This is a genomic window from Ruegeria sp. CE9 (genome assembly GCF_056537425.1).
Window position 1 is genome coordinate 169,173 of record NZ_JBQFRO010000008.1, and the last position, 12,440, is coordinate 181,612.

Genomic DNA, 12,440 nt, shown 5'->3' on the forward strand with positions numbered 1-12,440 from the left:
CACCCAACACGAGACTTGCGCTGTTTGTCATTCAATTCTTGAAAGTTCAGGTCCGTCGGCATGTTCCTCATGAGGCGGCTCCCTCAAGAGGCCAGCGAGGCAAGGCGCACAGGGTATTTACCAGTCGCATTTGCTCCACAGTTGCGCAGGGTGTTGACGTAAGACGAGGCGAAGCGAAGACAAAGCTGAGAGCCTGGCCACGTGACACAGCAACATTCAACCTCTCCCTGGAGAGCAGAAACTCGAGGCCGCGAGTCGTTTCTTCGGCGGATGATGCCGTCATTGAGACCAGGGCTACCGGTGCCTCCTGTCCTTGGAAGCGATCAACGGTGCCCACGCGGATGCCCGGTAGGGCGTCGGACAAGGCGTTTACCTGCGCGTTATAGGGGGCAACGACGATGATGTCGTTGGGGCGTAAACCTCGCTCGTTCCCTTCCTTGTCGCGCCATGTTCCACTCAGCAATGTTTCGACAGTTTGAACGATCGCATCGACTTCCGCCGGGCATTCCTGAGTACAACCGTCATGTTCAACAGGGACCATCCATGCACCGGTCTTCGGAATGGCTGCCGCCACTATCTGTTGGTTCTCGGTGCATTCATGGGAATGAAGCCTGCCTTCATAGAACTGTTCAGAAATGTAGGCACACAGGTCTGGGTGCATCCGTCGTGTCGTGGATAGGAAAATTCCTCTGTCCAAGGGCACAATTGCATGTTCACCGAGCATCCAGTCCAGGCACGAAAGATCTGCTGGTGGAGGATGTGAGCCTTGAACAACCTGGGGAAGCTGGCGGGGGTCACCGATCAGAACCAAGTTTCGCGCGGCGTTTGACATGCCTATCAGGTTTGCCAAAGATACCTGGCCAGCTTCGTCGACAAACAAGTAGTCGAAAGTGTCGGCCAATTCCGAGCGAGAAAAGAGCCAGGCGGTTCCGCCAACCACATGCGAGCCAGTCAGGCGCCGATCCTGATTGCCCTTGATTGCAGCGATGGAATCGTACCCGTCGGGCAACGGGTCCATACCCTGACCTTCTTTGTGCGCAATTTCCACATCTTCTAAAGTGATGTCCAAATCGTCGTCCTCCAACGCATCGACACAGCCCATCAGAACATTTCGGATTGCTGCATGGCTGTTTGAGGCGACACCGACTCGCTTTCCGTCCCTGACAAGCGACAAGATGGCCCGGGCGGTCACATAGGTCTTGCCCGTACCAGGAGGGCCCTGGACCGGTAATACGGTCTCGTCCATGGCTCGTACCGCGTTTTTCAGGTTCTCCACGGGATCTCCGTCCGGTTCGTCTTGCAACGCAAAGCCGTTAAGAAATTGGGGTGGATTCCTGGACAGGAGGTCGTCCGCGGCGCGGTTTGCCCTGGCTCCGCACTGGTCGTTCGCCACTGCGGCGATTGCTTCGGGGATCGGTCGAGCGTTGATGGCAAAGTCCGGTAGGAGACTCAGCCGTTCAGGAAGGTCGACGCCTTTTGACTGGCCAAGCCGCAGTGTAATCCGGCGCCTTGTCCTGTCGATGCTCTTGATGGAAAGCGCGACGGTTTGGCCGTCGGCCAGCATCATAACCGCGCCCTTTCCTGCACGAAGTTTGGTTTCCTGAGGGGGATAGCTGTATTCACGGGCCCATGACCGCTTGTCGACTTCCTGTGGCCTGATGGCGCGCAGTCCTGCCAGGCAATCCAAGTCGTCGCAAAGCTCTTCAAATGATTTCTGAGCTGCGTCGAATACCGCCCATGCAGCGGGCTTCCCTTCACGCCAATGAAAAATACCAAGATCGTAGAGCAATTGACGACGTTCTTGAGGCAGGTCCGAGGCCTCCAGCATGTCTTTCAATTGCTGCGCGGCTTCTTCTTGGACCTGGACTTTCTCGGGGTCGGGCTCGACGAGATCATGCCAGGTTTCCAAATCATCCGGTCGAATTGAGAGGAGCCAGTCGCGCAGCCTTTCGGTCGAGACACAGTCGATGCGATTGTAAACCTCGATCTCGTCGAGGATTTCCTGTCCCCCGACTTCACGCCAGTTCTCGTAGGCCACAACAGATCCGCCGGCGGTGGTCACTTCTCCCTCGCGTTCAATATCATAGAAGGCTTCGAGATACTTGATCGAATAGGATCGTTCCGAAGCGACCACACCACCACGGACAACGCTGTAGAGATCAATGAATCTGTGTTCCCTAAGCCAACCGTCCAATTGAGCTTCCCCTACGCCATGCTGTGTCGTCAGGCGGCGAAGGGCCGTGATCTCGTAAGGTGCATAGTGATAGATGCGGGCATTCGGATTTCGACTGATGCGCTCTTCGAAGAAGGTAAACAGGTCTATAAGGGCCTGCTTTTCTTGGGCCCGATCATGAGACCAGAAAGCCGTGAAATTCTCCCCGTCCCAGATTCCGTGCAGGTACTCCAGACCATCCGCTCCGGCTTCTTCGTAGTGCGGATCCCCTTCAATATCGTAGAAAAGGTCTCCCTTGGCAGGACGCGGTAATAGGTCAAATCCTTTGCCCGTCTGATACGGGCGAATTTCATGGGTCGGTGGGCCGGACTTGCGAGCCTGCTGCAACCGCGCTTGCGCTTTCAGTTTGCCAAGAGTTTCCGGAGCCAAGCGAGGCACCGTCCCGTCGAACGCGGACAGGGCATGTAGGGTTGAAATCCCGCGCGCCTCGAGCTTTGCGACTTGAGCCTTGCTGATGCCAGCCACCTCGAAGAGGCTGTCTTCGTCGCGCCAGGTATCTGCACAATGCTCGCGCCAGCGGCATAGATCACAGGTCGCACAAGGGATCGGACGCGTTGCAGATGGGTCGGACACGAACTCTTCGAGACGAGCCCGCGCTCCTCGAGCATAGGCCGCGTATTCGGTCAGGCGAAAGGTGAACCTGTCACCGCTTCCCAGCACGACATGGGCGTGTTCAGGTGCCAGGCCTTGGATCTGTTCCAAAAGGTCGGAGTAGAGAACCAGCTGCAGCACATGCCCGGGGGCTGGTTTCCGCTTTAGTTTGGTATCAGCCACTTCGTATGAATAGGCACCGAGTTTTGACGGGCGTTCGACCTGCTCCAGAAAATCGGAATAGCCGCCCCACATACCTCCTTCGAGGGCCGCCTGAAAAATGATCTCGGGCCCTTCTTGAAGCGCCTCCAGGGTTTTGGCGACTGACTGGGCGAAAGAGACGCCGTCTGTGTCGATTTCGCCGACAGACTTTCCCCGATCCTTCAAAGTGGCCAGATAAGCCCTCTCATGGGCGTCGCCGCGTTTCTGCAGCAATGCGGCATCTTCGCTGTCCTCGACTTCCTTGGGGCCCATACCGTCCAGGCGCAGCAAATCCAGTTTCGTCGCGTGTGGGCAGGCCATGTACTGCATCAGATCCGAGGCCGAAAGCCGAAGAGCGCCGTTGTCACGTTTCATGCGTTGACCTCCGATGTTGTCTGCCGGATCGTGAGTGTTTGGCCGCCCAAGCCGCGGAACACTTTCTGGCGACACGACAGAACAATAATTTGCATGTCACCAGCTTGCTGGGTCAGGGCATTGAACATGCGCTCGATCCGGTCGTCATCGGTATAGACGATTGCATCATCCAAGATGATTGGAGCAGGTGTTCCGGATTTCGTCAGAAGACGCGCAAAGGCAAGTCGCACCAACAATGCGATCTGCTCCTGGGTGCCGCCGGACAACTGATCGTAACTATCCTCGCCCTCTGGACGAGACAGCCCGGTCGGCAGCACACTGTCGGCGTCCAGGGTCAATTCAGCGCCGGGCAAAACCATGCTCAAGAGCGGGCGCAGTTCATTGCGGATCGGGCCGATATAGGCGTCATGCGCCAGTTTCTGGGCCTCGGATAGTGCCGCATCGAGCCGTTGAAGTACCTTCACTTCGGCCTGTACCTGTTCGGCATGGGATCGGGCAGTTTCCAGTTTTCCTTCGACTTCCCGAAGTTTTTCCTCGACAGATAGATCCGCTTCGATCGAGATTTCAGTCTCGAGCTTTGCCAGTTGAATGTTGACCTCCCTCGAGCGTTTGTCGGCCTGATCGACCACATTTTGCGCGCGTGTCGCCCCGGCTTGGGCGAGCGAAAGATCTGGGGCATCTGCAGCGAGCTCCTGAACGCGTTGTTTGGTCTTCTCCAGGGTTTCCTCAAGCACAGGTGATTCTTCTCGCAGTGCCGCCAACTCACGGTCTGTTTTGACCGGATCTCCGACGGTGCTTGTCGCTCGATCGACCCGGCTTTGTGCTTCGTCTCGACGGGCCCTAAGTTCCCGGGCATCACCGTTTTTTGCTTCATGATCGGCGCGTACCCCTTCCAAATCAGCCAAGAGTTGGTTGTGGTTATCTCTTGCGGATCGAAAGGTTGCGTCTGCGTCCGATGCGGAGGGAATGGATGCATCTTCCGCCACGGTTTCTGGCAAGGTTGCAATCTCGTCCATCAGGGCCTGCATCCCATCAGGTGCTGCGATCTTCAGTTTCGCGTTTGCATCTCGCAAGGCGGTTTCAGCCGATTTTCGCTCTTTTTCAGACTTTCGGGCTGCCTGCAGTGTCGAGCATCCGGTCGCGTCGAGGGCCGCGTCGAACTCTGCCTGTGCCCCGTGCAGGGCGGCATTGTCACGTTGTTCAGCAGGGTGCACACGGATGGACCCAACTCCGGCGATAGCGATGTCGCCTCCGTCCGGTAGGGCCACGCGATGGCCGGGTTTCAATGGATCGCCGTCCAAGGTCACCCGATCCTGTTGATCTGCATCCGCGGTTAAAGTGATGGCAGCGGCCGAGGCTTCACGGGCACGCTTCAAAAGCTCGAGCTCCTGCCAAGCCTCTTCCAGCCGTTCCATCTGGCGTGCATCAGGCGAACTGCCGATTGTTTTTCTGGCTGCTGCGGCTTCAGAGGAATCACGTTGGGCGTCTTCCAGGCGCTTTGCCAACTCCTGGCGGCGTTCTGCCCCTTTTCGGTTGGCTTCTGCTGCGTGTGCTGCGTCACGGATTTCTTCTGCGGAGAGTTGGTTTTTCCGTGCCTCCTGCTCTGCGTTCTTGGCCTTTTCCAAGCCCCTTGTTGTCTCACCAAGCTGGTCCTCGGCGTCGGAAACGCCCTTCTGGAGTTCATCCAATGCCTTCTTCGCTTCGCGGAATTCTGACAACTGCTTTTCGGCCGTTCTGATCCGGCCCTGATGGGAATCCAGCACAAGCTGAGCTGTTTGGTGGGCTTCATCGGCCTTCGCCTGATTTTCCCGATAGGCCACGGCAGCTTGCAGTGATGCCCTGGCAGTATCCAACGCATCTACTCTTTCTTTTATGGCAACGGGATCAGCAAGCTCGGATTTGTCGTCCTGCAATTCGCGACGTTCCACCAGCTTGGCGCGCAGGTGTTCGACCTTGCCCCGCAAATCCGCCATCTGTTCATCCAGATTTGCGACGGTCTGCTCCGCTTCCCAAAGGGGGCCATTTTTTTTAGTGGCACCCGATTTTGTCAGATAGGCCTCAAGGTCGTTCTTCAACGTGGCACGAATCTTCTCCATCTGGCGACCACCGGTGATGTCTTCGATTTCGCCTGCAACGGAGGACAGCAGATCGCGCCGCGCAGCCAGGGTGTCATCGTCCTTGCCGGAATGGAGTGACGTTACCCCTTGGCGCACCCAAAGCAATCCCGCCGGGCCACCATCCTTGGGTGGTTTGATCAGGGTGCGGATCCACTCTTCAGCGTCTTCGGCCTGTTTGAACAGATGACCATCCCGATGAACCTTTACCTGTTGTTGACCCTTCTTCGACGAGAAAACCTTCGAAATGCGGTAGGCTTTCCCGTCTACATCGATGTCTGCAGCGATCTCAGGGTTTCCACCTGCATGTGGAGCAAGGCTGGCTGCCTCCTTCTGCTTCCAGGATTTTGCCTCGAAGAAAAACAAAGCGTGCAGGGCGTCGAAAAGGGTCGACTTACCCTGTTCATTTGGTGCGGTGAGCACATTAAGTCCCGGGCCAATGTCCAAAACTTCCACGGGCTTTGTGAAGCGGCGGACGTTATTCATGCGTATCGACAGGAGTTTCATTGCGCGGCCTCCTTCACAAGGCTGTACAGCCGCGTCAGTGCCGCGTCGGCGATGTCCCTGTCCGAACGGGCCAGATCGGCGTCGTCAGCTTCTTCCTTCAGGGCCTCTGCAGCGATGCGCAAAGCTCCGCCTCGGGCGATCTGGTCCAGATCATCGGGTTGGTATTCGGTGTGAAGCTGATGGTCATGCCATTCGAAATGGCAGAATTCCGGAGCGATCCTTCGGAGTTGCTCCATCAGAGCCATCCTCTGATCAAGGTGGACGTACCCCTGAAGGCGCAACTTGACGAGAGTGTTGCGCCATTTGCTGCCATCGTCAGGCAGGAGTGCCATGAGATTGGATACCGCATCAAGCCCGGGCGACAGAGGCAATTCCAGTTCCTGCCAGTCATATTTTCCCAAGGGAATTCTCACGGCCTCGGGAGCACTGCCTTTTGAGGCGATCGAGACCAAAAGGCAGGTGCCGGGTCCAGTGTGCTTGAAACGGTCCCGTTCCGGTGCTCCCGAATAATGTGTGCGAGGCGTGATCTCCAGGGCGCCATGCCAATCACCAAGTGCCAGGTAATCCAGTTTGGCCCGTTCCGCGCGGTTCGGGGGGATGGTTTCCGCGCTTGGCTCGTCAGGACGGAAATCAACGACACCGCCGTGGGCAAGGCCGATGCGGAAAGCTCCCTCTGGCGTGGTTTTGTGCTCCATGGCCTCAGTCAGGTCGTAACCCGGTGCAACGCGCGGGCAGGGGGCGGGCAAGAGATAGGCACAATCCGAAATGGCGACGGGCGCATCGTCGCGCAATACGTGCACGTTTTCCGGGGCATGTTCCCTGAAAGTTTGCCAGATCAGATCCGCAGTCAGACTGTCGTGGTTACCCGGAATAATCCACCAGTTCAGCTGTTTCGCCTCCGCCATAGCCGTAATGGTTTGGCGTATAAGGCGAGGCGAAGGGGTTTCCTGGTCGAATGTGTCCCCCGCAAGAAGGATGTGCTCTACGCCGTGTGCATCCGCTGCCTCGATCAATGCAGGAATGATCTCGGCGCGTGCTTGGCGTAGATCTGCGGCGACATCCTCATCAAACCGTCCGTAGGGCTTGCCCAGATGGAGGTCAGAGGTGTGGAGGAACCGAATTCCTGTCATCGTGCAAGCCTTTCATGGCGAACGGAAACCCAGCGAGGGCTGTTGAGGCCAACTTTTCATGCGTGGGTGTCAAAATCTGTCATGGTCTGTGGTGAGTGAGCGGAAAAAATTCTTGAGACTGGGAACGTAATGTGAACATGCTTAGGGTAGTGCGTTGAAATCGTCGCGTTGAAATCCCTTCACCAGATTGGCCAATTGCGGAGGGTGGAGGACTTCTACACTGTCTCCCCACTGGTATAGATGCCAAGCCATTTCCAACCAGCCAGAAGCAACAAATCGAACGTCAAGTGACCCATCTTCTTGGAACTCAGTCAGCTGGGCTGGATGGAAATGCCATTCCGCTGCACGTTGGGCGGCATAGGGAGTGAACCTCCAATGAACCGGGCCATATTCATCGACGCTCTGAAATGATCCGAATGCATGGGCTGCGTGGTCGTTGAGATCGAAATTCGGATCGCGTTCGAAAAACTCTTCGATGACTTCAACCGCGTAGATCAAGTCGAGGCGGAAATGCTTCATGGTTTGGTTGCCCGGGCTTTTCGCCACCAAGTATCGACGGGCACCGAGAAGGACGCCATGCGGTTCAACCAAGCGCACCGTGTCTTTGTAGGAAAAGCGCAACAGGTAGGGCCCTCGAATGGCATCTGAAATGGTTTTGCTAACCTCTTTGGAAATCTGCGTCGCCGGGCCTGGCCGGGCCGCCACACCGTAGGCTTCCAGCATCCACTCGGCATCAGCTTCCAGACGACGTGCCTCACGCGCCGGTAGCGCTGCCATCAATCGGTCTCGGAGCGCAGCAAGAGCATTCCTTTGGCGTAAATCACCGCTCTCTGACAACCTTTCCATTGCGTAGTCGAGAGCTTCCAGCTCTTCGTCCCCGTGCATCTTCAGCCGGGCCAATGGAGATTCAAGAAGAGCCCATCTCTTTGTACGGTCTGGATCGATCAAGATTTCAACAGCGAAGGGAAACGCTTGCTCTAAGGCACTCGTCATGCGTTGCGCAGTACGTCTTGTAACTTGAAACTCATCTTCAATTTCCAGAAGAGTAACGCCTCGGTGTCGGGCTGCAGCAAAGTCCGCAAGGCGCAACAAATCAGTAGCTTTCGAATAGGACATTGATTTTTGAAACTAATTAACCTCTCCAGAAGTATTAAATCGAGCCTTGAGGGTGTCAATCAATGAGCATGCAAAGTAGATAGCACACCTTATAGTTGTCGAACTGTGAGGTTTCACTGACACAGTTTGTGTATTTACGGTTCATGCCTGGTATTTCGGACAGTGTTTGCTCTGCTTCGACGTCTATGAATTCTCTTGAGTTTGAGCTATGTTACTGCGTATGAACAAAAAACTCGAAAACTCTGAGCGATCCCTCGCGGAGTCAAATTTAGACCCGATAGAACTCGGAAAAGCTGCGCGGACTATACTCCAAAACCGTCGTCAGACGCTCCTCAGCAAGCAAAGCTGAGAGAGGCTTACCGCCAGATGTATGACACCGCGAACGCGTTTACGTCACTTCTCAAAATCATTAAGAAAGTTTGCGTGCAGCAGCCCAAAGAAATTCGCGCTGATTGCCCAAAGAAATTTGCGATCCAATCTCGCTCGTGAGCTCCGAAGGGAGAAAACATAGTCGGTTTACGAAATTCACAAACGAACCCTTCTCCCTAATTTTCCATAAGAACGGCCTGAACATAGAAAGATGATTTTGTGCAACTTTTTGCGACCTCGGCGATCCATAACGCCTATACAATGCCGTCATCCCGAGCGCCCAAACTCTCGAGCCAAAACTTACGTACCCTCAGTTTGCGCGTGCACATGTAACAACAAACAGTGTCCTGCTTAGAAGGAACACGCGTTTCATGCGAGGCATGGAAAAACGGATCTGTTTTGGACAACTACCGGAAGAGGCGCGCGAGGCGCATCTGCAGCTTAAAAAGTGGGTACCGCCAGAGCAACCGACGACCAATCCTCTGCTCGAGCCCTGGCTTTTTCTCAAAGAGTTCTTTCATCATCTCATCGGGTGTCATAGCGACAGAGTAGCACAGTTTCACTGATACGGGAAACGGACGGGATTTTGACCTTTGACTTGGCCATTTGGGTTGAAGCCAATTGCTTTTTTACACAGTTTCACCCGCTTGCGAATTCCAACGATCAAAGGTACTCGAAACGATGCTCACGTAGCAGCAATTCTTGCTGCGGTCGAGTATCATCGTCGCGCAATTGCCGACGTATCGAGCGAAGATGAAGAAGGTGGCGTCAGAGACCGCGGCACTGAAAACACCCGAGCAGCTTTCAAGCAGCGCGTTAAAATCACGAAAACTCATCTTTCTGAACTCTGACGCGGTTCTCAGCAAGTGGATGCCCGTTTCGCTCATGCCATACTGACTGCGCAGAAAATGCAGCACGGTTTTCATCAAACCAGGCTTGCCGGTATCTTTCCAACAATGGCCCTTTTTCCTCCAGACGTCGGTGTTCATTTTCAACACCAGCCTGCGCTTCAAAGATCCATTTCTTATCTGTCATCGAACCAGACACCGCTTGCATCGGAAACTACAATCGAACCCTCGGTCGTACTGCGCCCAAATTTCGATCTAAGATTCTCGGGCAACCGGTTCAGCGCATCTTCGACAATATCGACAAGCTCGTTTCGATCAATTGCACTCCCAGGCAGTATTTTGAGATTGAGATACTCAATTACATCTCGCCCAGAAAAGCCCAACGGGCTAACAAAAATCAGATCCGGGTCAATGCTCTTGCTGCGGAGCTCAGCGAAAAACTCTTCGGCTTCAACTGTTGGAGTTGGCAACTTGCGCGCGAACGCATCGAACCAAACATCATATTCCTGTTCTGTCAGATCGCTGGGGGAGATTTGTCCATCGAAGGCAGCTTTGACCTGATCACCGAGATCTGACCCACGCACCAGGTTTCCATCTTCATCGAAACCGACGCCAAGGCCCTTCCGCCGCCGCTCTTCAAAAAAAACTCGCTCTCTCGGCCCAGGATTGGTCACCTTCTCCATGAAAAACGTATCCCAGGCCTCCTGCTCCTCTGCAGTGAGATCGTCTGGCGACAACTTTCCGTCAAGCGTAGCTTTCACTCGCTCATTGACGCCGTTGTTTCCCTTGTGTTCCCCTGTCATCTCACACGCCCTTTGCGGCAAATGATAGTACAATAGAGTTGGTAACACTACACAGGCATAGCGTTTCCGCGAACTGGCTCGCCCGCAAAAAAAACAGGGAGACTTCAAGTGAATGCGATCGAAACAGCATTCAACATCGCCGGTGCCAGCACAGTAGTCATAGGCGTCCTGTACGCACGGCATCTTCTCAATACTGCCGGTCGTGACCATTCGCATGATCCGGAACTCGTCAAGCAGTTCCGCGAAACAGCACCGTATCACCTTCTCGAAGATCTGGTAGCCGACTAAATGAATATTTTTATTGATTTCGAAGCATCGTCGCTCAGCCCCCAATCTTGGCCTATTGAGGTTGGGCTGGCATGGCTCGAAGGCAGCAAGGTCATTGTAAAGAGTCGACTCATACGCACGCGAGCAGGTTGGGATCCTGCTGATTGGGATCCGAAATCCGAGGCCATTCACGGTCTTCCGTACTTGAGCGTTCTCAGCGCCGGATTGGACGCTGACGCCGTCAGCCAGTGGCTTCTGGATATTGCACGGGAAAACAGCTTGATCTCAGATGCGCCCGAGTATGATCAACGTTGGCTTGACCGATTGCTCGAACGGCCCGGTCCGCAAATCATGGATTTCGACCAAGCTGTATGGAACGCATTTTCGGATGACGGCAATCCAGCCACCTCCTGCGTGGCCCGTGTTTACAAAACTAAAGCGAACCGACCCACGACGCACCGCGCTGGACCAGATGCGGCCGACTTGGCTTATGCGTGGCGTGCCGGGACAAAGAAATGAGACAGCTCCAACCAGCCTTTCTGGATGCCAAGTCTGCAATCTTCTGAGCGCTCATCTTCCTTGCATTCTGGGTTGAGCATTTTCGAGCTATCTGCAATGCAAAGACTGCGAGTAACAACAGCTTGGGCGCGGTATTGCGAACGTAGATATCCCAAGCTCGAAAGGCACACTTTCTCACGCCCTGCACCGTACAATACTATGGTGCAGTGTCAGAAATCGTCATCCACTTCCCTGTGTCGCACTTGAAATGCCCGCTGCAGTAGAAGAGCATTTTTCTGTCTCTGCTCATGCAGCCGCGGGCTGACAAATCGCGGATCATACTCTTCGGGCTCATACAATGGAACGCTTAGCATAGCGGCAACTGCAAATGTCTCGCCGATTGGTACGCACAAATCTCCGGCTTCTATCTGCTTTACTTGTAACGCCGACAATCCGGCTTTTTCGGCAAGCGTTTCGACTGACATCTTATGCTGAAGCCGTACTTCCTGTATCATCAAACCGAGTATCTCAGCTGCTTCAGCGGCCATTTCATTGTGTCTGCCTTCAATAGTGCCTTGGGTATCAATAAAGTCAGGAGGATTTCCAAGTTGTCCGTCAAGAATGCCAAGTTTGAGCTTCTTTTCGGTCTGATCTGGCATCTCAATCTCTGCTTCAGCTATTGGTCAAATCAAAAAACCTCATTCGCCCGGCTTAAGTCAAAAACGTCTACGCATGACCTCTTTTGCCCATCCGTGCTCCACCATGGGGACTGCTCCCGCCGAATCCCTTTGTCGGTTTGATTGGCACCGCTGCGGAAATGCGGAAACTGTTTAGTTCCGTTGTTAATTAAAACGACGCGTTCAAGCAAAGCCGGGTCTGGGATTTCAAGTGCTGTTTCGTAGAGCGCTCGAGACATACAGATCCCAGCTCCTTGATCGACACATACATACCCCTGAATGGCCTCTCTAAACAGATGCATCCAACGGTTCTCTTCCAATCCCACTTGCTCTGCTGCCAAGGTTGTCCAACCCAGTGGGGATATCTCCAAAGCCTCGCACTCTTCACCACGAAACTGCTGGCTTCGGCATCGGAATTTCGTGGCGTGAGCAAGCTCCTGCCCTACCAATAGAAGTGCTCCTTCAAAGCTGGTGCACCCATTGATTTCAAGTTCCAAAAGCGGGCGCAGGAACGGGCGATCGAGAAGGCTCGTTACGAAACGGCGCGCCAAAGGTTGCGGAATGCTCTTAACGATGACTTCGTCTCGGGCCTTTCTTGCCGCCAAATCCGCCAAGGCTATGAAATTCAACGAACCACCTTCAAGCACTCGTATCGCTCCAGATCATTTTATCTACTTTTTAGATAATCTAAAATCCAGATTAGGGATCGTC

Annotated in this window: 10 protein-coding genes; 2 read left to right on the forward strand and 8 right to left on the reverse strand. The window is 54.5% G+C overall.

Annotated features, from left to right (window positions below; genetic code table 11):
* Window positions 1–67 precede the first annotated feature (67 nt).
* The 6 genes from ACR0B3_RS16020 to ACR0B3_RS16045 form a co-directional block, all read right to left on the reverse strand.
* On the reverse strand, window positions 68–3,400 hold the full coding sequence (locus tag ACR0B3_RS16020) for a TM0106 family RecB-like putative nuclease (protein WP_480768449.1): 3,333 nt from the start codon (window positions 3,398–3,400) through the stop codon (window positions 68–70).
* Window positions 3,397–6,021 (reverse strand): AAA family ATPase, encoded by a 2,625-nt coding sequence (locus ACR0B3_RS16025; protein WP_480672889.1) that lies wholly within the window; start codon window positions 6,019–6,021, stop codon window positions 3,397–3,399. Before ACR0B3_RS16025 ends, ACR0B3_RS16020 begins: the two co-directional genes overlap by 4 nt.
* Window positions 6,018–7,151 carry a metallophosphoesterase family protein gene (locus tag ACR0B3_RS16030; protein WP_480768450.1) on the reverse strand — a complete coding sequence of 378 codons (1,134 nt, stop codon included), beginning with the start codon at window positions 7,149–7,151 and terminating at the stop codon, window positions 6,018–6,020. Before ACR0B3_RS16030 ends, ACR0B3_RS16025 begins: the two co-directional genes overlap by 4 nt.
* A gap of 141 nt (window positions 7,152–7,292) precedes the next feature.
* Window positions 7,293–7,928, reverse strand: coding sequence for a helix-turn-helix transcriptional regulator (locus ACR0B3_RS16035; protein WP_480809955.1), 636 nt, complete (start codon window positions 7,926–7,928; stop codon window positions 7,293–7,295).
* A 1,337-nt stretch (window positions 7,929–9,265) separates the two neighbouring features.
* Entirely contained in the window at window positions 9,266–9,625 is a 360-nt protein-coding gene (locus ACR0B3_RS16040; protein WP_480809956.1) for a hypothetical protein, read from the reverse strand.
* A gap of 35 nt (window positions 9,626–9,660) precedes the next feature.
* Window positions 9,661–10,287 (reverse strand): hypothetical protein, encoded by a 627-nt coding sequence (locus tag ACR0B3_RS16045; protein WP_480672883.1) that lies wholly within the window; start codon window positions 10,285–10,287, stop codon window positions 9,661–9,663.
* Between the two features lie 108 nt (window positions 10,288–10,395).
* Here ACR0B3_RS16045 and ACR0B3_RS16050 point away from each other — a divergent pair, with 108 nt between their 5' ends.
* Window positions 10,396–10,575 carry a hypothetical protein gene (locus ACR0B3_RS16050; RefSeq protein WP_480768452.1) on the forward strand — a complete coding sequence of 60 codons (180 nt, stop codon included), beginning with the start codon at window positions 10,396–10,398 and terminating at the stop codon, window positions 10,573–10,575.
* A complete protein-coding gene (locus tag ACR0B3_RS16055) occupies window positions 10,576–11,073 on the forward strand; it encodes a hypothetical protein (RefSeq protein ID WP_480809957.1) in 498 nt (165 codons plus the stop codon).
* Between the two features lie 209 nt (window positions 11,074–11,282).
* On the opposite strand, the gene ACR0B3_RS16060 is transcribed toward ACR0B3_RS16055, so the two are convergent.
* Both ACR0B3_RS16060 and ACR0B3_RS16065 read right to left on the reverse strand, forming a co-directional pair.
* On the reverse strand, window positions 11,283–11,711 hold the full coding sequence (locus ACR0B3_RS16060; protein ID WP_480672877.1) for a helix-turn-helix domain-containing protein: 429 nt from the start codon (window positions 11,709–11,711) through the stop codon (window positions 11,283–11,285).
* A 29-nt stretch (window positions 11,712–11,740) separates the two neighbouring features.
* Window positions 11,741–12,376, reverse strand: coding sequence for a hypothetical protein (locus ACR0B3_RS16065; RefSeq protein ID WP_480672875.1), 636 nt, complete (start codon window positions 12,374–12,376; stop codon window positions 11,741–11,743).
* Window positions 12,377–12,440 lie beyond the last annotated feature (64 nt).